Origin of the sequence: Amycolatopsis sacchari, from assembly GCF_900114035.1 — a bacterium.
Taxonomy (GTDB): Bacteria; Actinomycetota; Actinomycetes; order Mycobacteriales; family Pseudonocardiaceae; genus Amycolatopsis_E; species Amycolatopsis_E sacchari.
The window spans coordinates 1-18824 of the sequence record NZ_FORP01000007.1; the positions used below are offsets into that span (position 1 = coordinate 1).

General features: G+C 71.0%; 17 protein-coding genes. 5 read left to right on the forward strand and 12 right to left on the reverse strand.

Going from position 1 to position 18824, the window contains the following annotated elements:
- A partial coding sequence (locus tag BMZ92_RS13850; RefSeq protein WP_425425806.1) for an AMP-binding enzyme occupies positions 1-333 on the forward strand: 333 nt, incomplete at its 5' end.
- Here BMZ92_RS13850 and BMZ92_RS13855 read toward each other — a convergent pair.
- Complete coding sequence (locus BMZ92_RS13855; RefSeq protein ID WP_091507109.1) at positions 330-1667, reverse strand: FAD-dependent monooxygenase; 1338 nt, start codon at positions 1665-1667, stop codon at positions 330-332. The two genes, BMZ92_RS13850 and BMZ92_RS13855, sit on opposite strands and share 4 nt — an antisense overlap.
- Positions 1668-1718: 51 nt before the next feature.
- On the opposite strand from BMZ92_RS13855, the gene BMZ92_RS13860 reads away from it, so the two are divergent.
- Entirely contained in the window at positions 1719-2318 is a 600-nt protein-coding gene (locus tag BMZ92_RS13860; protein ID WP_091507111.1) for a TetR/AcrR family transcriptional regulator C-terminal domain-containing protein, read from the forward strand.
- A 15-nt stretch (positions 2319-2333) separates the two neighbouring features.
- Here the strand turns inward: BMZ92_RS13860 and BMZ92_RS13865 are convergent, their stop codons facing one another.
- The 3 genes from BMZ92_RS13865 to BMZ92_RS13875 all read right to left on the reverse strand — a co-directional run bounded on the left by BMZ92_RS13865 (position 2334) and on the right by BMZ92_RS13875 (position 5365).
- A complete protein-coding gene (locus tag BMZ92_RS13865; RefSeq protein WP_091507114.1) occupies positions 2334-3077 on the reverse strand; it encodes an SDR family NAD(P)-dependent oxidoreductase in 744 nt (247 codons plus the stop codon).
- A gap of 88 nt (positions 3078-3165) precedes the next feature.
- The gene (locus BMZ92_RS13870; RefSeq protein WP_091507116.1) at positions 3166-4338 is read right to left on the reverse strand and encodes an NAD(P)/FAD-dependent oxidoreductase; all 1173 of its coding nucleotides are present in this window, start codon (positions 4336-4338) and stop codon (positions 3166-3168) included.
- 82 nt (positions 4339-4420) lie between these two features.
- Entirely contained in the window at positions 4421-5365 is a 945-nt protein-coding gene (locus BMZ92_RS13875; protein WP_091507119.1) for an RNA polymerase sigma-70 factor, read from the reverse strand.
- A 251-nt stretch (positions 5366-5616) separates the two neighbouring features.
- Here BMZ92_RS13875 and BMZ92_RS13880 point away from each other — a divergent pair, with 251 nt between their 5' ends.
- Entirely contained in the window at positions 5617-6357 is a 741-nt protein-coding gene (locus tag BMZ92_RS13880; RefSeq protein WP_091507122.1) for an RraA family protein, read from the forward strand.
- A gap of 9 nt (positions 6358-6366) precedes the next feature.
- Here BMZ92_RS13880 and BMZ92_RS13885 read toward each other — a convergent pair whose 3' ends face one another.
- The 5 genes from BMZ92_RS13885 to BMZ92_RS13905 form a co-directional block, all read right to left on the reverse strand.
- Positions 6367-7653: a mandelate racemase/muconate lactonizing enzyme family protein gene (locus BMZ92_RS13885; protein WP_091507124.1), complete on the reverse strand. Its 1287-nt coding sequence runs from the start codon at positions 7651-7653 to the stop codon at positions 6367-6369.
- Entirely contained in the window at positions 7650-9677 is a 2028-nt protein-coding gene (locus BMZ92_RS13890) for an ABC transporter permease (protein WP_091507127.1), read from the reverse strand. Before BMZ92_RS13890 ends, BMZ92_RS13885 begins: the two co-directional genes overlap by 4 nt.
- Positions 9674-11098 (reverse strand): ABC transporter substrate-binding protein, encoded by a 1425-nt coding sequence (locus BMZ92_RS13895; RefSeq protein ID WP_091507128.1) that lies wholly within the window; start codon positions 11096-11098, stop codon positions 9674-9676. The genes BMZ92_RS13890 and BMZ92_RS13895 overlap by 4 nt, the downstream gene beginning before the upstream one ends.
- A gap of 96 nt (positions 11099-11194) precedes the next feature.
- Positions 11195-12343 (reverse strand): Gfo/Idh/MocA family protein, encoded by a 1149-nt coding sequence (locus BMZ92_RS13900; RefSeq protein WP_091507130.1) that lies wholly within the window; start codon positions 12341-12343, stop codon positions 11195-11197.
- A 57-nt stretch (positions 12344-12400) separates the two neighbouring features.
- Positions 12401-13144 carry a FadR/GntR family transcriptional regulator gene (locus tag BMZ92_RS13905; protein WP_245783046.1) on the reverse strand — a complete coding sequence of 248 codons (744 nt, stop codon included), beginning with the start codon at positions 13142-13144 and terminating at the stop codon, positions 12401-12403.
- An 83-nt stretch (positions 13145-13227) separates the two neighbouring features.
- Here BMZ92_RS13905 and BMZ92_RS13910 point away from each other — a divergent pair, with 83 nt between their 5' ends.
- Positions 13228-14385 (forward strand): mandelate racemase/muconate lactonizing enzyme family protein, encoded by a 1158-nt coding sequence (locus BMZ92_RS13910; protein ID WP_091507134.1) that lies wholly within the window; start codon positions 13228-13230, stop codon positions 14383-14385.
- Between the two features lie 191 nt (positions 14386-14576).
- Positions 14577-15713 (forward strand): FAD-dependent oxidoreductase, encoded by a 1137-nt coding sequence (locus BMZ92_RS13915; protein ID WP_091507136.1) that lies wholly within the window; start codon positions 14577-14579, stop codon positions 15711-15713.
- A gap of 333 nt (positions 15714-16046) precedes the next feature.
- Here BMZ92_RS13915 and BMZ92_RS13920 read toward each other — a convergent pair whose 3' ends face one another.
- The 3 genes from BMZ92_RS13920 to hisD are packed head-to-tail and all read right to left on the reverse strand — an operon-like array spanning position 16047 to position 18822.
- Positions 16047-16781 (reverse strand): HpcH/HpaI aldolase family protein, encoded by a 735-nt coding sequence (locus BMZ92_RS13920; protein ID WP_091507139.1) that lies wholly within the window; start codon positions 16779-16781, stop codon positions 16047-16049.
- Positions 16778-17530 carry an SDR family NAD(P)-dependent oxidoreductase gene (locus BMZ92_RS13925; RefSeq protein ID WP_245783047.1) on the reverse strand — a complete coding sequence of 251 codons (753 nt, stop codon included), beginning with the start codon at positions 17528-17530 and terminating at the stop codon, positions 16778-16780. Before BMZ92_RS13925 ends, BMZ92_RS13920 begins: the two co-directional genes overlap by 4 nt.
- Complete coding sequence (gene hisD, locus BMZ92_RS13930; protein WP_091507144.1) at positions 17527-18822, reverse strand: histidinol dehydrogenase; 1296 nt, start codon at positions 18820-18822, stop codon at positions 17527-17529. The genes BMZ92_RS13925 and hisD overlap by 4 nt, the downstream gene beginning before the upstream one ends.
- Positions 18823-18824: the final 2 nt, after the last annotated feature.

Below are 18824 nucleotides of genomic sequence, written 5' to 3' on the forward strand. Positions count from 1 at the left end.
GTCGAGTCGGCGCTGGTCTCGCACCCGACCGTCGCCGAGGCCGCCGTGGTCGGCGCGACCGACCCCACCACCGGGCAGGGCATCGTCGCGTTCGTCATCCTGCGCGGGGAAGCGGCTGTCCAGGAGCTGCGCGACCACGTCGCGAAGGAGATCGGCCCGATCGCCAAACCGCGGCAGATCATGGTCGTGCCCGAGCTGCCCAAGACCCGCTCCGGCAAGATCATGCGCCGCCTCCTGCGTGACGTCGCCGAAAACCGCCAGATCGGCGACGTCACCACCCTCGCCGACAGCTCCGTCATGGACCTCATCTCCGCGAAACTCGCCGAAGCCTAGTTCGCCCAGGCGACGTAGCCGTCCGGGCGGACGAGTGCGGACCGCACCCCCGCCCACTGCGGCGGAGCACCCACCAGCTGTATCCCGTCGAGGCGCACCGGCTCCCCGGAACGCAGGAGCGACAACAGGTTGCTCCCATCGGTGAGTGCGAGATCGGGAGCACGGGTGCCGGTCAGCGGATGGGCGCCGGGGTCGGCGGACGGGTAGGCGACGTCGAGCGCCGCCAGCCGTTCGGCGAGGACCCGGGACAACTCCGGCACTTCGGCGATCAGTCCACTGAGGACGGACCGGAGCGCCCGTCCCTCCGGCGTGTAGGCGGTCATCAGCGCGGTTTGCGCCCGGGTGTGTTCGAGCAGGGCCGCGCCGACCGGGTGCCGTTCGGCGTGGTAGCTGTCGAGCAGCCCGTCCTCGGCGGTGCCGTGCACGGCGGCGGCGAGTTTCCAGCCGAGGTTGGTGGCGTCCTGCACCCCGACGTTGAGGCCCACGCCCCCGGCGGGGAAGTGCATGTGCGCGGCGTCGCCCGCCAGGAAGACCCGGCCACTGCGGTAGCGGACGGCTTGGCGCGTGGCGTTGCCGAAGCGGGACAGCCAGTGTGGATCGCGCATGCCGAAGTCGGTCCCGAGCACCCGCGTGGTCTTGGCGCGCAGCTCGTCGAAGGTCAGTTCGCCGGGGTGGGCGCCCTGGTCCTCGGGCGTGTGCCCGACGATCCGGCTGATCCCACCCGGCAACGGCACGAGCATCACGCCGCCGTCCTCCCCGGCGACGTTGACCGGCTGTGCGGGCGGCTCGTCGAGGACCACGTCGCCCAGCCAGCCCCACACCGTGGCGTCGGTGCCCGGGAAGCCGATCCCGGCGGCCTGGCGGACGGTGCTGCGGGTGCCGTCGCAGCCGACGACGTACTGCGCGTGCAGCCGTTCACCGCCTTCGACCTCGACCGTGACCCCGTCCGCGTCCTGCGCCAGGCCGGTCACGCGGTGGCCCCACCGGATGTCCGCGCCGAGGGCACGCGCGTGCTCCTCCAGCAGTTCCTCGGTGCGGACCTGCGGCAGGAACAGCGTGTACGGGAACGGTGTGTCGAGCACGGCGAAGTCGAGCCGGTTCTCCAGCGCGCCGAAGTGGCCCGTCGGCACCGGCAGCCCCGCCGTCGTGAACCGGTCGGCGATCCCGCGCATGGCGAAGATCTCCAGCGTGCGCGGGTGGAGGGTGAGCGCTTTCGAATGCGGGCTGCGCTCCCGCCGCGCCTCCAGCACCGTGACCGCGACCCCCTGCAGCCGCAGTTCGGCGGCCAGCCACAGCCCGGTCGGTCCGGCGCCGGCGATCAGTACGTCCGTCATGGTTCTCCTCTTGGTCAGTGACCTAGTGACTTGATCCAGTAAACTAGGTCAATGACCAAGGCGCAAGGTTCCCGGCTGACCCCCGAAACGGTCGTCGCCACGGCGCTCCGCCTGCTCGACGAGCGCGGCCTGGAGGCGGTCACGACACGGGCGGTGGCCGAAGCGCTCGGCGTGCGGATGAACACGGTGCTGTGGCACATCAAGAACAAGGCGCGGCTGCTGGAACTGATGGCCGACGCGGTGGTGGGCGAGGTCGCTTACGACGGACTCCCCGAGGACGGTACGGAACGGGCACGCGAACTGCTGCGCCGCTACCGCCGGGCGCTGCTCGCCCACCGGGACGGCGCCGCGCTCGTCACCGGCACCTACGCGGCCGACCCGGGCACCCTCCGGTTCGCCGACGCCGTGCTCGCCGCGCTCACCGCCCGCGGGGACAGCGCCGAGGCGGGGGCCTGGACGCTGTTCGCGTTGATCTACTTCACGCTCGGGCTCACGCAGGAGGAACAGGCGGTTTCCAGCGCCGACGAGCCCCGGCTGCACGGTGCCGTGCTGGCGGGTGAGTACCCGGCGCTCCAGCGGGCCCTGCCCCACCTGACGGGCAACACCTTCGAGGACCGCTTCAGCGACGGGCTGAACCGGATCCTCGGCTGAGGCGCCCGATCAGGGTCAGAACTGGTTCTCGCCGCCGTCGACGTAGATGTTGGCGCCCAGGATGAAACTGCTCTCGTCCGAGGCGAGGAACGCGACGGCGGCGGCGACCTCCTCTGCGGTGCCCACCCGGCCGATCGGTACCCGCGCCGCGAAGCCCGCCTTGACCTCCTCGACGTTCTCCTCGCCCACCATGCCGGTGAGAGCGGGCGTGTCGATCGTGCCGGGCGAGACCGCGTTGACCCGGATGCCCCGGCCCTTGAGCTCGTTGGCCCAGGTCCGGGTGTAGGAACGCAGGGCCGCCTTGGTGGCGGCGTACGCGCCGAACGCCTCGACGCCGTCGTCTGCGCGGACGGACAGGTTCACGATCACCGAAGCACCCTCGTTGAGCAGTGGAAGCGCTTTCTGAACCGTGAACAGCGTGCCACGGACGTTGACGCCGAAGATCCGGTCGAAGTGCTCCTCCGTCGTTTCCTCCAGCGTCGCGAACCCGGCCGCCCCGGCGTTGGCGAAGAGCGTGTCCAGCCCCTTGCCCCGGGCACGCACCGCGTCGTAGAGCCGGTCCAGGTCGGCCGGGTCCGCGATGTCGCCGCGCACCGGGGTGGCCGAGCCGATCGCCTCGACCGCCGCGTCGAGCTCGTCCTTGCGGCGGCCGGTGACGAAGACGTGGGCCCCCTCGTCCGCGAGGCGGCGGGCCGCGGCCAGGCCGATCCCGCTGCTCCCGCCGGTCACGACCGCCGTCTTGCCTTCGAGCTGACCCACGTCTTCACCCTCCGCATAGTTGTGTACCGATCAGTACCGAAGTGGACCGTAGCACTTCCGTATCGATCAGTACACAACAAGAGGGGTGTCACACAGCGGTCGCGAGGACCTCGACCGGCACCAGGTGGCGGTGGCGGACCGGGAGCATCGACGTCGGGTGGGAAACGCTCCAGACGGCGGTCCTGCAGATCAGCTCCTTCATCCGGGCGGCCGCCTTGCCCGTGACCGCGGACGGTTTGACCTGGTCATCGGGGGTCACCCACTGCAGGACCCCGTCGCGGCGGCCCAGGCTGACGCACTGGGCGTTGTAGCCGATCTTGTTCGGCGGGACCGGCCGTCCGGTCAGGCGCGCGGCGATGACGTCGGCCGCGTGGTGGGCCGCCGGAACCCCCGAGGCGCACGACATGCGCAGCGGACTGCCACTCGCGCCCGGCGCAAGCGCGGCATCCCCGACCGCGTAGACGTCCGGGTGCGAGACCGACCGCATCGTCTCGTCGACGATGATCTGCCCCTCCGCGGACACCTCCAGGGTCGTCGCCGCGGCGATCGGGTGCACGGCGAACCCGGCGGTCCACACGGTCACCTCAGCCGGGATCTCCCCGCCGCCGGCGGTGATCGCGCGGCCCGGCTCGACACCGGTGACCTCGGTGTGCTCGTGCACGGTGATGCCGAGCCGGCCGAACGCCGTGCGCAGGTGGCTCTGGGCCTTCTCGCTCAGCCAGTCACCGAGGCCGCCGCGCGCGGCGAGCGCGACCTCGAGGTCCGGCCGCGCCTCGGCGATCTCGGTGGCGGCCTCGATACCGGTGAGGCCACCACCGACGACGAGCACGGTGCCGCCCGCGGCGAGATCGGCCAGCCGCGCACGCAACCGCAGCGCGGACTCCCTGCCCGCGACGTAGTGGGCGTGCTCGGCGACGCCGGGGACGCCGTGGTCCGCGGCGGTGCTGCCGAGGGCGTAGACGAGCGTGTCGTAGGCGATCTCACCGGCACCCTCGGTGTGCACGGTCTTGCGTTCGGCGTCGACGGCGGTGACCCGCGCGATCCGCACCTGGACCCCCGTGCCCGCGAAGACGTCGGCCAGCGGGCGGGGCTTGAGGTCCTGGCCGGTGGCGAGCTGGTGCAGGCGGATGCGCTCGACGAACCCGGGCTCGGCGTTGACGAGGGTGATCTCGGTGTCGGCGGGGTGCAGCCGCCTGGCCAGCCGCCCGGCCGCGTTGGCCCCGGCGTATCCGGCCCCGAGGACGACGATGCGGTGCTTCATGGTCTCACTCCTGTCCGGTTGGTGTGTGCCCCCTGAACCGGACAGCGGCGCGAAACCTGACAGGAGCGAGACGTGACCTGCGTCACCAGGTGTCGGGAAGCGCTTCCCCGTGCTCGCCCGCGGCCCACTCGCGCGTCACGCGCTCGAGCTTGCCGGGGTTGACCTGCGCGTGGACGGCCGCGATGCCGTCTTCGGTCACGTCCAGCGACACCACCCCGGCGACCCGGTCACCGACCACCAGCACCAGCGCGGGCACGCCGTTGGCGACCGCGGCGAACAGGGTGGGCCGCCCGCTGATCAGCTCCCACTTGGCCTCGCTGGGCTCGAACAGCCCGCGCAGGAACCGCGCCACCCGCAGCGCACCGGTGACGGGCCGCGGCAGCGAGAAGACCACGCCCCCGCCGTCGCCGATGCTGATCGCGTCGTCGGTCAGCATCTTCACCAGCGAGTCGGTCCTGCCGCTGAGCGCCGCGGCGAGGAACTCCTCAACGATCTTGCGTGCGGCGGCCGCGTCGACCGCGACCCGGCGCCTGCCTGCGGCCAGGTGCTGCTTGGCGCGCCGGTAGATCTGCTGGCAGTTCGGCTCGGTGAGGTCGAGGACCTCGGCGATCTCGCCGTGCGAGTAGCCGAACGCCTCGCGCAGCACGTACACGACGCGTTCCCTGGCCGAGAGCCGCTCCATCAAGGTGAGCACCGCGATCGAGACGGATTCCCGCTGCTCGACGGTTTCCGAGGGCCCGAGCATCCGGTCACCGGCGAGGACCGGCTCCGGGAGCCATTGCCCCACATACGTTTCCCGCCTGGCGCGCGCCGAGGTGAGGCGGTTGAGGCAGATGTTGGTGAGCACTTTGGTCAGCCACGCTTCGGGCGTCTCGATGCCCTCCCGGTCGGCGGCCTGCCAGCGCAGGAACGTGTCCTGCACCGCGTCCTCGGCGTCGTTCGCCGACCCGAGCAGCCGGTACGCGATCGCCTCCAGCCGCGGCCTGGCCGCCTCGAACAACCCGACCTCTTGCGCACCGAGCAGCATGGTGCCCAGTTAACCATCCGTGCTGGTGGTGATCGCTTGGACACGGCGCGACGGCCCGTCGTGCCGGGTGCATCAGGTTGTCGAGGAGAGCACCTGTTCGAAGGGCTGCACCCAGCAGAGCGCAGAAGATCCAGGGTCAAGCCCGGAAAGGATCTTGCTCACGGTCCGGCATTCTCTGATCATGAGCCCCGTTTTGCGGTAGCCTGGCCGGCGGCAGTTCCGGTCAGTGCGGACCCGAGGGAGCCACCGACGTGGTCGAGACGCCCGACATCGTTCGCCCGCCCGCCGAGCTGAGTGCGGCCCTCGCGGCCATCGGCAGCGCCACCGCCAGCGCCGAGCTCAGCCGCATGGGCATCCGCAGCGCCTTCATCCGCGGCCCGGTCACCGTGACCCCCGGCGTGCGCGTCGCCGGGCCGGCGCTCACGCTGCAGTTCCTGCCCAAGCGCGAGGACCTCTACCCCGTCGACGAGTACGCCGAACCGGAAAAACAGCTGCACCGGCACGTCATGTACCACACCCGGCCCGGCGACATGATCATCGTGGACGCGCGCGGTGACATGAGCAGCGGCGTGTTCGGCGAGATGATGCTGACCTACTTCAAGGGCCGCGGCGGCGTCGGCGTGGTGGTCGACGGGTGCCTGCGCGACATCGGCGAGGCCAAGAAGCTCGGCCTCGGGCTGTGGATCCGCGGCGCCACACCGAACTTCCACGCCCAGACCGACATCGTCCCGGCCGCCGTCAACGTGCCCGTCGCGTGCGGGGGCACGCTCGTCGAGCCGGGCGACATCGTCGTCGCCGACGACGACGGAGCGGTCGTGGTGCCGGTCAAGCTCGCACCCGCCCTGCTGGCCGCCGCCCAGGAACACGCGGAATGGGAGGAGTTCTCCCGGATCCGCCTGTCCCAGGGCGGGGACATGCGGTTGTACTACCCCCTGTCGGAGGAGGCCCGGCCCGAGTACGAGCGGTGGCGCGCCGAGCAGGACGGGGCCTGACAGACACCTTCAGCTCCACAGCCGGTCGTGGCTCGATTCGGCGTCCCAATGCGTCGTTTCCGCGAAGAACACGGGATCGCGCGGGTCGAGGTGGCGGCGCACCAGCTCCTCGTCGAGCTCGCCGAACCCGAGCCCCGGTGTGTCCGGCACCGTGATGTGCCCGTTCTGGATCAGCGGCCGGGGCAGCCCGGTGACGAGGTCGTTCCAGAACTCCACATCGGCCGCGTGGTGTTCGAGCGCCAGGAAGTTCTCCGTGGCCGCCGCCAGGTGCACGGACGCCATCGTCGCGATCGGTGACGCCGCCAGGTGCAGCGCCATCGGGATCCCGCGCTGCTGCGCGTAGTCGCCGACCCGCTTGGTCTCCGCGATCCCGCCCGCCGTCGCCGGGTCGGGGTGCACGACGCGGATGGCGCCCGAGTCCAGCAGCGCCCGGAAGCCGTCCAGCAGGTAGATGTCCTCCCCCGTGCACGTCGGGACGGCGACGGCCTCGGTGAGCTGGCGCCACTGGTCGATCAGCTGCCACGGGATCAGGTCCTCGATCCAGGCCAGGGTGAACGGTTCCAGCGCGCGCCCGATCCGGATGCACGAATCCAGCGCGATGTGACCGAAGTGGTCGGCGGCGAGCGCGACGTCGTAGCCGACGACCGACCGGACGGTGTCCACATAGGACGCCAGGTGTTCGACACCCTTCGCGGTGACCTGGATGCCGGTGAACGGGTGCATCGTCGTCAGATCCGCACGGGCACCCGCGGGCGCGATCAGCGCCCCCGGCACGTCCCACAGCAGGTCGATGCCCACGTCCATCTTGAGCATCGTGAACCCGCGCCGCTTGCGCTCCAGCAGTCGCGCGCCCATCGCATGCGGATCCGGCAGCGACGGCGTGTCCGCGTAGCAGCGGACCTCGTCCCGGAACCGGCCCCCGATCAGCGCGTACGCGGGCACCCCGTACGCCTTGCCCGCCAGGTCCATCAGCGCCATCTCGACGCCGGAGACCCCGCCGCCCTGGCGGCCGTGGAACCCGAACTGCTTGATCTTGCGGAAGATCTTGTCGAGGTTGCACGGGTTCTCCCCGACCAGCCTGCTCTTGAGCATCAGCGCGTAGGTGGCGCTGGCCTGGTCGCGCACCTCCCCGTAGCCGGCCAGCCCCTGGTTGGTGTCGATGCGGATGATCGACGACCGGAACGGCACCCCGGCCAGGTTCGCCACGCGCAGGTCGGTGATGCGCAGGGCGCTCGGCCGGGACCCCTGCGCGACGTGCTCCTCCGTGATCGCCGCGGTCTCGCTGTGCACACTCATCCCTTCACGGCCCCGGCAGTGAGGCCTTCGGTCAGGAACCGTTGTCCCAGCCCGTACATGAGCACGACCGGGATGCTGATCAGCAGCGACGCGGCGGCCAGCTGCCCCTGCGGCACGACGTCACCGAAGATCATCGACTGCATGCCCACCGGCAGCGTCTTGTAGTCGTCCTTGGTGATGAACACGAACGCGAACAGGAACTCGTTCCACGCGTTGGTGAGCGTGAACAACGCGACCGCGAGCAGGCCCGGTTTGGCCAGCGGCAGCACGATCCTGGTGAACGCGCCGAACCGCGTGCAGCCGTCGACCAGCGCGGCCTCCTCCAGGTCCGCCGGGATCGACTTGAAGTACCCGACGAGCAGCCACGTCGCGAACGGCAGGGTGAACGTCGGGTACGCGAGCACCAGCGACCACAGCGAATCGTTGAGCCCGATCCCGCTCACCAGCTGGTACAGCGGGATGAACAGCAGCGCGCCCGGCATCACGTAGGTGAGCAGGATCGTCACCGTGAAGCTCTGCGAACCGCGGAACTTCAGCCGTGCCAGCGCGTACCCGGCGAGCGCGGCGCAGACCAGTGCGATCACGGTGGACGCCACCGACACCAGTACCGTGTTGACGTACCAGGTGCCGAACGCCCTGCCGGAGAACAGGTTCGTGAACTGCTCGGTGCTCCACGGGTTCGGCCAGAGGTCGTCGGTGCGCGCGACGATCTGGTCGTCGGACTTGAAGGCCGTGATCGTCATCCAGTAGAGCGGGGCGAGCACGAAACCCAGCAGGGCCAGGAGCGCCACACCCGAGCCGGTGCCGCTGACCAGGCGTGCGGCCAGCCGGTTGCCGCGCGTGGCGAGCACGGAGACGAGCCGCCCGACGGCGGCCGTGACCGCCACGAACACGCCCAGCACGAGCGCGGCCTTCCACACGATGTGCGGCGAAGCCCAGGCCAGCAGGAGCACCCCGGCCGCGACGACCACCCACGGCAGCGCCTTGCGCTGCGCGGGACTCAGGCGTCTGCGCCCGAGATCCGCCGCGCCCGGCTGGTCACCGCGCCGCATCAACCGCACGAGGATCACCACGAGCACCGCGATGATCGGCAGCATCACCAGCGTGACCGCGGCGCCCGCGCCCAGCTGCAGCTGCTGGATGGCCTTCGAGTACGCGACCATCACGTACGGGGCCGTGGCGTCGCCGGGCCCGCCCTGGGTCATCAGCCAGATCAGGTCGAAGTTGTTGAACGTCCAGATCGACGACAGCAGCACGGTCACGATCATCACGGGACGCAGGCCCGGCAGCGTGATGTGCACGAAACGCTGCCACGGCGACGCGCCGTCCACCATCGCCGCCTCGTGGAGGTTGCTGTCGATCGCCTTGAGCCCGGCCAGGAACGTCACCGTGAAGAACGGGATGCCCTTCCAGACGTTCACGAGGATCACCGCGGGCATCGCGAGCGCGGGATCCGACAGCCACTCCGCGGGCCACCGGTCGACGAGCCCCACCGCGGCGAGCGCTGGCCCGATCCCGGAGTCGGTGAGCAGGACGTTGACGCTGCCGAAGATCGGGTCGAACAGCGAGCGCCAGGTGAACGCCGTGACCACGGTCGGGATCACCCACGGCAGCAGGATCACCCCGGCGACGACCGCCTTGCCGCGCCGCATGTGGTGCAGCATCAGCGCCGCGATGAGGCCGAAGACCACCTTGAAGATCTCGGCGTACGCGGTGAAGACGAACGAGTTGAGCACTCCCTTGTGGAACAGCGCGTCGCCGATGAGCGCGGTGTAGTTGGCCAGCCCGACGAAGGCGGTCTCCGCTCCGTGGCGCTCCGTGGTGCTGGTGACGACCGAATCGGCGATCGGGACCAGGATCAGGCCCGCGACCAGCAGCAGCGTCGGCCCGATGAACACGACGGCGAGGCGCCAGTCGCGGCCGAGCAGGCGTTGCCACCTCGTGAGCGAGGAGGACCCGCCCGGTGACGGGCGGGCCTGCGGCGACCGCGTCAGTTCTGTCCTCTTTGGACGCAGGACCGTCATTGCCGGTAACCCTGCTGCTCGAAGATCTGCACGATCCGGCTGTGCGTCGTGGCGACGGCGTCGGCCGGGCGGGTGCCCTGGATGACCGACTGCATCATGTCGGTCAGCAGGTAGGCGGCGACGGCGGCCTGCTCGCCCGGGCTCGGCGCCTGCGGGAACGCGTAGCCGGTCTTGGTGGTCACCGGGAGGGGCACGCGGGTCTGCTCGCGCAGCGCGGGGAACGCCGGGTCGCCGCTGGTGTAGTACGGGTCGGAGTCCCACACCTTGTCCCACGACGGGTTCACCAGGCACGGCGCCTCCTTCGCGACGCCGAGCAGCGCGCTCCCGCCCGCCATGAACTTCGCCACCAGCTTGGCTAGATCGGGGTTCTTCGCCCCCTTGAACACGACGAACGAGTTGGACTCGCCGAACGCGAGCGGCCGGTCGAGCGCGGGCCCGGTGGCGCCGTTGAACGGGTGCGTGTCGGCGTAGACCGGGTTCTTCTTGGTCTTCGAGTCGGCGTAGACGCTGAACTGGTTGAGCGTCAGGCCCAGGATCTGCGCCAGCCAGTTCTCGTTGTTGCTCGAATCCGTCCAGCTCCCCACCCCGGGCGGCAGCATCGGCGCGTACTTCGGGTTCTTGTAGATGTCACCGATGAACGCGACGGCCTCGACGGTCTCGGGGGAGTTGAACACCACCTTCGTGCCGGTGTTGTCCGCGATCGCCCCGCCGTAGGTGTTGATGACGTTCTGGATGAAGCCGTTGGCGTCACCGGAGCGGTTCACCGTCAGCCCCCAGCCGAAGCGCCGTTTCGACGGGTCGGAGACCTCCAAAGCGTTGTCGCGCAACTCTTCCCACGTGTAGTAGGGCTTGAGCGGCAGGCCCTTCTCCGCGTACCAGTCCTTGCGCAGGTACATCCCGGACGCGATGAAGTGGTACGGGATCGCGTACCAGCGCCCGTCGAACACGCAGTAGTTGTTCGCCTCCGTGGCGGGCGCGCCGTAGAGCGTGCGCATCTCCTCGACCACGTCGGTGACGTCGGTGAGGTCGCCGAGGTTGTGGAGCTGGCCGACGAACCGCCGGTCGCTCACGAACGCCAGGTCGCGGCTGTTGCCCGCCTTCACGTCGGCGTCCATCTTCGCGACCATGTCCCCGGCGTCGCCGGAAACCAGGTCGTTGCGGATCGTGGTCCCGGTGGCCTGCGCGAACACCTGCAGCGACTTGTCCAGCGCCCGGTTGGCGGCCTCCGAGTACAGCTTCTGCGAGAGCATCCCGACCGACCCGCCGCGGAGTGCGGCGGCCTGGTCGAGCAGCGCCTTGGGCACCTGCACGTCCACCTGCGGCGGCGCGGCGGGGCCGCTCCCGCACGCGGCGAGACCGAGCGCGCCCAGCGCGCTCATCCCGAGGAACGCGCGCCTCGACCAGTCCGTTTTCTCTTCCATGACCACTCCTCTCGCGTCCGGGCGGGCGGACGCATACCGACGGGGCGACGTTGCAACCGGCGGGACAGCGGGGCGAGTGCCGCGCTGCCGGGTCGTTCATGCGGCGAAGGACGCCGAACTGCTGATGCGTTGTCCTGGCAGCCCGTCGAACAGCCCGGCCGAGCCGCGGGGCCGCCACAGCGGTACCGGGCCCGCGCCGGACACGGGGTCGAGCGCCAGTGCGGCCGCCCGTTCCGCGGAGTCGAACGCCCGCTGGACGACCATCGTGTTGGCCACGCTCTGCGCGACGCTGCCGACGGGCCGCGCGCCGAACCGCACGGCATCGGCGAAATCGACGAGTTCCGCGCGGTAGCCGTTGTCGCTGCCGCGGAAGACCGTCGTGTGCGTGGTGGCATCGGGGCCGCTGCGCGTCACGCGGCGCTCCGACTCGGATCCGGCGAGCACGAGCACGCCTTCCGTGCCGTACAGCCGCATCTCGTTGGGTTCGGGCGGCACCGGGATCTCGGGGTAGGAAGCGGTGTAGTTGCCGATGGCACCTCCGCTGAAGACGAGGGTGAGGGTGAGGTCCGACGGCGCGTCGATCGTGCTGTTCGCGGTCTGCACGGCACCGTGCACCCGCGCGATTTCGCCGCACAGCAAGCGGATCTGGGCGATGTGGTGCACGCCCGCGTCGAGGTGCACGCCGCCGCGGTACCGCGGCCGGTGCCGCCACGGCGTGCTGGTGAACGAGCCCTCGCGGGGCACCACCTGGCCGGCGTGCCGCCACGCCATCAGGTGGAGGCGGCCGATCGCGCCGGCGTCGACCAGCTCGCGGGCGTAGCGCAGGTCGTCGCGGTAGAAGAAGTTCTCGCCCACCATGAAGGTGCGGTCCGGGTGCTCGGCTTCGAGTGCGAGGAAGGCGGCGGCCTGCTCCGCGTCGACGCCCGCGGGCTTCTCGCAGAGCACGTCCTTCCCCGCCGCGAGCGCGTCGCGCGCCACCTCGTACAGGTGCGGGATCGGCACCGAGATCAGCACGGCGTCGACATCGTCACGGGCCAGCAACGCTGCCCGGTCGGTGGCGGCCAGTGCCTGGTCGACCCCGCTGTAGGCGGCGAACCGCCTGCCCTGTTCGGCGGAGGAGTCGGTGAACGCGGTGACGGTGTACCGGTCGGTGAGCGTGCGCAACGCCGGCCAGTGCAGCTTTTCGACCGCGAGTCCGGTGCCGATCAGTCCCAGCCGGATCGGTGAGATCGCCGGTGCTGCCATGCCTGGTCCGTCCTCGTCAACGGTTGCCGGATCTCGGTCGTGCAGTGCGTGCTGTGCCTAACGCCGCCGGGCGGCCCGCTTGCTTCGCTGCTCCTTCTGCGCGAGGAGCGTGGAGTTGTTGCTCAGGTGCTTGCGCATCGCCTCGCGGGCCCGTGCCGGGTCGCGGGCGACGAGCGCCTCGTAGATCTCCGTGTGGTCGGTGGTGGCGCAGCGTAGCGCGGCAGGCGCCTGGTTGGTAATACGCCGACTGGCCGTGCCGAGCCAGCGAGCGGAGTACATGATCCGGTCGAGGAGGCGGTTTTCGGCGGCCCGGCAGATCTCCATGTGGAACTCGTGGTCGACCTCGAGGTAGGCGTCGGGATCCGCCTCCAGCGCCGACATGCGGTCGATCTCGTCCCTGAGCCGGCCGAGCGTCTCGTCGGTGATGCCGGCCGCGGCCATCGCGGCGAGTTCGGGCTCGAGCAGGACGCGCAGCTGGTGCAGTTCCTGCAGCAGCTCGCCGACGGTCTCCTCGGGCAGCCACTCGATCAGCAACGGGCTCAGGTAGTCCCATTCCGCGTGGGGGCGCACGACGACGCGGCGGCCCTGCGCGACGTCGACGATGTCGAGCGAGGCGAGGATCTTGAGCGTCTCCCTCGCCACCACGCGGGAAACCCCGAACTCCTGCGAGATCTCGAGCTCCGACGGGGCGCGGCCGTCCTCGATCTCGCCGCTGACGATGCGCCGGGTCAGGTGTGCCGCCACCTGCACCGGGAGAGTCCGGATCTTGACAGCGTCCGGAGACTCCTGTCTCCTTTGCATGTGATGAGCTTATAGGACAAGTCGGACAGCGCGACAGTCCGTTTTACCTGCGTTTACCTGCACGACCCGGCGGCGGGAGAGCGATGCGGATCGTCAACGTCACGACGGCGGTGGTGGCCTACCACGGTCAGGCCACCCTGGTGCGGATCGACACCGACGAGGGGCTCAGCGGGTTCGGCGAGGCCAATCCCGACGCCGGCGCGGGCGGTGTCGTGGGGGTGATCAATTCCCTGACCCCGCTGCTGATCGGTGAGGATCCGCGCAACGTCGAGCGGTGCTGGGAGAAGTTGCGCCGCAGCAAGGTTTTCGCGGGTCCGCAGGGCGGGGTGTTCGTCATCGCCCTGTCCGGGATCGAGCTCGCGCTGTGGGACCTCGCGGGCAAGGCCGCGGGCCAGCCGGTGTACCGGCTGCTCGGCGGGAAGTTCCGCGACAGGATCCGCGTCTACGCCGACTGCGGCGACGGCGACGACCCGGCCGGTTCGGTCGCCGGGTGCGTCGACCGGGCCCAGCGGATGGTCGCCGAAGGCTTCACCGCGCTCAAGTTCGACATCGACGACCTGAGCCACCCCGCGAAGTTCGACGCGTTCAACCACACGATCAACGCCTCGGAGCTGCGGTCGATGGTCGACCGCGTGGCGGCCGTCCGGGAGGCGATCGGCCCGGAGGTCGACCTGGCGATAGATCTGCACGCCCGCTACGACGTGCCGAGCGCGTGCCGGATCGCGTGGGAGCTGGAGCCGTTCAACCTGATGTGGCTGGAGGAACCGCTGCCGGCGGAGAACGTCGACGCACTGGTGCGGGTGCGCGCGCAGACCCGCACGCCGATCTGCGCGGGCGAGAACCTGTACCTCCGGTGGGGATTCCGCGAACTGCTCGAACGCGGGGCGGTGGACGTGATCGAGCCGGACGTGCCGAAGTGCGGTGGCCTCGCCGAAGCCAAGAAGATCGCCAACCTCGCGGAGATCCACTACGTCCCGTTCGCGCCGCACCTGGTGTCGACCCCGCTCGGCACGATGGCCACGTCGCACCAGTGCGCCGCGATCCCGAACTTCTTCGTGCAGGAATGGCACGCCCTGGAGGAACGCGCCGTGTGGGACAGCTACGTCCACGCCCCAGACGGCAGCGACTCCATCGTGAAGGACGGTTACATCACGCTGCCGGAGGCCCCGGGCATCGGCGTGGAACTCGACATGGACGGCGTGCGGGCGCACGCCGTGGAGGGGTTCGGGGTGTTCGAGTAGGGGACCTCAGCGCCGGGCGGGTTGGTCACGCCGCCTCCGGATACGAGGCCTCCAGTCCGGCGAACACCGCCCCGGCACAGTGACAGCGCACTGGTACGCCGTACCAGTGCGCTGTCAGCGACGCGTGCGCACGGTGCCAGCCGCCCTGGCCAGGATCGAACCCGGTTACCGAAAGGGCGGAAGGAGCTCCCATGCATGTTCCAGTCACGATCATCGGCGCCGGGGTCGGCGGGCTGACCCTCGCGCGGGTCCTGTGGGTCCACGGGATCCCGTCGGTGGTGTACGAGGCAGAACCTTCTCCGACGGCGCGGGCGCAGGGCGGGATGCTAGACATCCACGACTACAACGGGCAGCTGGCCATCGAGGCCGCCGGGCTGGCGGACGAGTTCCGCGGCCTCGTCCTCCACGGCCGCCAGGCCTTCCGGGTGCTCGACCGGGACGGGAACGTCCTGTTCGACAAGGCCGACGACGGGACCGGGGGCCGTCCCGAGGCGTTGCGGGCGGACCTGCGGCGGATGCTGCTCGACTCGCTCCCGTCCGGTACCGTCCACTGGGGACACAAGGTCACCGGCGCCCGCGCGCTCGGCGGCGGGCGGCACGAGGTGAGCTTCGCAGACGGGAGCACCGTCGCCACAGGCCTGCTGGTGGGGGCCGACGGTGCGTGGTCGCGGATCCGGCCGCTGCTCACCGACGCCGCACCCGAATACGTCGGCACGTCGTTCGTCGAGACCTACCTGTACGACGCCGCGACGCGCCACCCCGCCACGGCGCGGGCGGTCGGCGGCGGGTCGATGGTCGCGAACGGGCCCGCCCCGGACGTGGCGATCAACGCGCACCGGGAAAACGGCGACACGCTGCACGCCTACATCCAGCTCACCCGGCCGCTCGACTGGTTCGCCGCCATCGACTTCACCGATCCGGCCGCGGCCGCCACCCGGATCGCGGCGGAGTTCGACGGCTGGGCACCGGAACTGACCGCGTTGATCACCGACTCCGACACCGCACCGGTACTGCGGCCGCACCACACGCTGCCGATCGGGCACAAGTGGGAGCGGCAGCCGGGAGTCACCCTGGTCGGCGACGCCGCGCACCTGACGGCCCCGAACGGCGAAGGCGCCAACCTCGCCATGCTCGACGGCGCCGAACTCGCCCAGGCACTCGCCGCCCACCCCGACGACACCGAGGCCGCGCTGGCCGAGTACGAGCAGGCGATGTTCACCCGGAGCGCCGCCCCGTTCGACGAAGCCCTCGTCATGGAAAGCCTCTTCGGCGACGACATCCCCGAGCAGCTGGCCGAGCTGTTCAAGGACCACGACCAGACGGCCTGAGCCGGGTCCCCGTGGCCCGTCCCGAGGGGCGGGCCACGGCCTCGCGGGGACTGTGGTGTGGATCACCGGCACCACGGGCCGGTTGTGCGAAGTGGACACCGCGGTGCTGGACGGGCTGATCAGCGCTGTTCAGCACCAGAGCGCACGGCACGTCAGCTACCCGGCCCACTCCTGCGGCGCGCTGGATCCCTGGTCGATCCTTCATCGGCGGCCGCGCCTCCCCGACCACTCAGCCCGACGCGGCGTCCTGCGTGATCAGAACCGACCTCGGTCCGGCCCCGGTCGCGGGTGAGCACGAGCTGGCGAGCCTGACGAGCTGCCCGGCCACTGACCTCACCGGGCCAGCCCGCGCAGGGTGTGGAGCAGGACGTGGGCCAGGTTGTAGATCACCGCGCCCGGTGGGGCGGCCGCGGCCTGCTGGACGGAACCCACGATGCTCACCATCGGCTTGCCCGCCCGGGCCGCCGCGGCCGCGACGTCCGCCATCGCCTGCGCGACAGCGGGTTCGGCCGCACCACCGGTCAGTCCCATCGCGACGGACAGGTCCGCAGGGCCCACGAGCACCGCGTCGACACCCGGCACCGCCAGGATTTCCGGCGCCGCGGTGCACGCCGAGGGTGTCTCGATCATCGGCACGACGATCGTCGTCTCCGCGGCGTATTCCAGGTGCTCGGCGATGCTCCGCGCGCCGAACCGGCCGGCTCGGCTGTACGTCGCGAAACCCCGCTCCCCCAAGGGCGGGTAACGCGCGGCCGTCACGACGGCGCGGGCCTGCTCCGCCGTGTCCACGTGGGGCACGATGATCCCGTCGGCTCCGAGGTCGAGGACCCGCAGCACGAGCGCGGGCTCGGCGGCCCCGACCCGGACCAGCACGCCGAGTCCGTGCGCCTGGGCCGTCACCACGTGCTGCTGCAACGGCACCAGATCGGCGGGCCCGTGCTCGCAGTCGAACACCACGAAGTCGAGCCCGGCCACGCCCACCATCTCGACGAGCGTCTCCGACGGCAACCGCAGCAACCCGCCCAGCAGCCGCTCCCCCGCCACCAGCCGATGCCGCAGCCCGCTCACCGCGCCACCATCCCCGCCGACAGGTCGATGTCCGCCGCGCACAGGCCCGGCATCCGCAGCATCGCGAGCACGGCGGCCGCCACCTCGGCCTCGGTGACCATCCGGCCCAGCGCCGCCCGCCCGGTGAACGCCCGCTCCGCCTCGGCGTAACTCGTCCCGGTGTGCTCGGCCTCCAGCCGGAAGTTGCGCGCCATCCGCTCCCCCTCCACCGGCCCCGGCGACAGCGAGTTCACCGCCACCCCGGACGGCCCGACCTCGCCCGCGAGCGTGGCCGTCAACCCGATCACCGCCATCTTCGACGCGCAGTACGGGGTGCGGCGCAGCAACGGCCGCTTCCCGCTCACCGACGCGATGTTGATGACGTCCCCGGCCCCGCGCTCGACCATCGCGGGCAGGAACGCCCGGCACACCAGGTACATCCCGCGGACGTTCACCGCGAAGACCTCGTCCCACTCCTCCGGCGTGACCTCGACCAGCGGCTTGACCGGGCCCGCGATGCCGGCGTTGTTGACGAGCACCGAGATCTCCTCGTCCGCCAGCTCACGAGCCAGCGCGGCGACCGAGTCCGGGTCGGCGACGTCGCACACCGCGGCCCGGCCCGGTCCCGGCAGTTCCGCCACCGTTTCGTCCAAACTGGACTTCCGCCGCCCGGTCACGACGACCCGCGCCCCGGCCTCCGACAGCGCGACCGCGATCGCGCGGCCCAGGCCGTTGCCGCCACCGGTCACGAGCGCGGTCCGCCCCCTCACGCCCACCGCAGCTCCCCACGGCGGAACCCGGCCGCGCGCACGTCCCCGGACCGGGCGTGCCCCTCGAACAGCTCGACGCGCGCCGCCCGCCCGCAGACCTCACCGAGCAGCACACTCGACTCGCTGCTCGTGACCTCCTGGTACGTCACGGTTTTCAGGTACTTGCCGACCCACAGCCCGCCGGTGTAGCGGGCGGCGCCGCGCGTCGGCAGGACGTGGTTCGTGCCGATCACCTTGTCCCCGAAGGACACGCACGTACCGGGCCCGAGGAACAGCGCCCCGTAGTTCCGCATCTTCTCCAGCGCCTGCCGCGGCTGCGCGGTGAGGACCTGGACGTGCTCGGACGCGTAGGTGTCCGCCAGCGCGAAGGCCTCGTCGACGGTGTCCACCACGTGGATCTCGCCGTGGTCGCGCCACGCCGGTTCGGCGAAGTCCCTGGTGGGCATACCGGGCAGCAGCGCCTCGACGTGGTCGAGCACCTCCCGCGCCAGCTCCTCCGACGTGGTGATCAGCACCGCCGGCGAGTCCGGCCCGTGCTCGGCCTGCGACAGCAGGTCCACCGCGACGACGAACGGGTCGGCGGTGTGGTCGGCGACGATCAGCACCTCGGTCGGGCCCGCGAACAGGTCGATGCCGACCTCGCCGAACAGCTGCCGCTTGGCCTCGGCGACGTAGGCGTTGCCCGGCCCGGCGATCAGGTCGACGCGGCCCATAGTCTCGGTGCCGACGGCGAGCGCGGCCACGGCCTGCACCCCGCCGAGGAGGTAGATCTCGTCGGCGCCCGCGAGGTGCATGGCCGCCACGGTGGCGTCCGGTACCTCACCGCGGATCGGCGGGGTGCACGCGGCCACGCGCGGCACCCCCGCCACCTTCGCGGTCACGATCGTCATGTGCGCTGAGGCGGTGAGCGGGTACCGGCCACCGGGGACGTACGCGCCGGCGGCGGCCACCGGGACATGTTTTTGTCCCAAGTGGACACCGGGTAGCGTTTCGACCTCGAACTCCCGCAGCGAGTCGCGCTGGTGCCGGGCGAACGCGCGCACCTGGTCCTGCACGAACCGGATGTCCGCCAGCACCTGGGCGGGCACCCGGGCGACGATCTCCTCGACCTGGTCGGGCGAAAGCCGGAACGACTGGGGCGACCACGAGTCGAACTCCGCCGAGTAGTCGCGCACCGCGGCGTCGCCGCGCTCCCGGATGTCGGCGATGATCGCGCGGACGCGGTCGGCGACGTCGCTCCGCTGGGCGGCGACCTGGCCGGCGGGCACCGCGGACTTCAGGACCTTGGGCATGG

What these genes read in the sequence shown, in the direction of transcription:
- BMZ92_RS13870 (WP_091507116.1), bottom strand. Translation starts at nt 4,338, where the DNA reads ATGAAGCACCGCATCGTCGTCCTCGGGGCCGGATACGCCGGGGCCAAC.
- BMZ92_RS13860 (WP_091507111.1), top strand. Translation starts at nt 1,719, where the DNA reads ATGACCAAGGCGCAAGGTTCCCGGCTGACCCCCGAAACGGTCGTCGCC.
- BMZ92_RS13875 (WP_091507119.1), bottom strand. Translation starts at nt 5,365, where the DNA reads ATGCTGCTCGGTGCGCAAGAGGTCGGGTTGTTCGAGGCGGCCAGGCCG.
- BMZ92_RS13900 (WP_091507130.1), bottom strand. Translation starts at nt 12,343, where the DNA reads ATGGCAGCACCGGCGATCTCACCGATCCGGCTGGGACTGATCGGCACC.
- BMZ92_RS13905 (WP_245783046.1), bottom strand. Translation starts at nt 13,144, where the DNA reads ATGCAAAGGAGACAGGAGTCTCCGGACGCTGTCAAGATCCGGACTCTC.
- BMZ92_RS13855 (WP_091507109.1), bottom strand. Translation starts at nt 1,667, where the DNA reads ATGACGGACGTACTGATCGCCGGCGCCGGACCGACCGGGCTGTGGCTG.
- BMZ92_RS13910 (WP_091507134.1), top strand. Translation starts at nt 13,228, where the DNA reads ATGCGGATCGTCAACGTCACGACGGCGGTGGTGGCCTACCACGGTCAG.
- hisD (WP_091507144.1), bottom strand. Translation starts at nt 18,822, where the DNA reads ATGCCCAAGGTCCTGAAGTCCGCGGTGCCCGCCGGCCAGGTCGCCGCC.
- BMZ92_RS13885 (WP_091507124.1), bottom strand. Translation starts at nt 7,653, where the DNA reads ATGAGTGTGCACAGCGAGACCGCGGCGATCACGGAGGAGCACGTCGCG.
- BMZ92_RS13890 (WP_091507127.1), bottom strand. Translation starts at nt 9,677, where the DNA reads ATGACGGTCCTGCGTCCAAAGAGGACAGAACTGACGCGGTCGCCGCAG.
- BMZ92_RS13915 (WP_091507136.1), top strand. Translation starts at nt 14,577, where the DNA reads ATGCATGTTCCAGTCACGATCATCGGCGCCGGGGTCGGCGGGCTGACC.
- BMZ92_RS13895 (WP_091507128.1), bottom strand. Translation starts at nt 11,098, where the DNA reads ATGGAAGAGAAAACGGACTGGTCGAGGCGCGCGTTCCTCGGGATGAGC.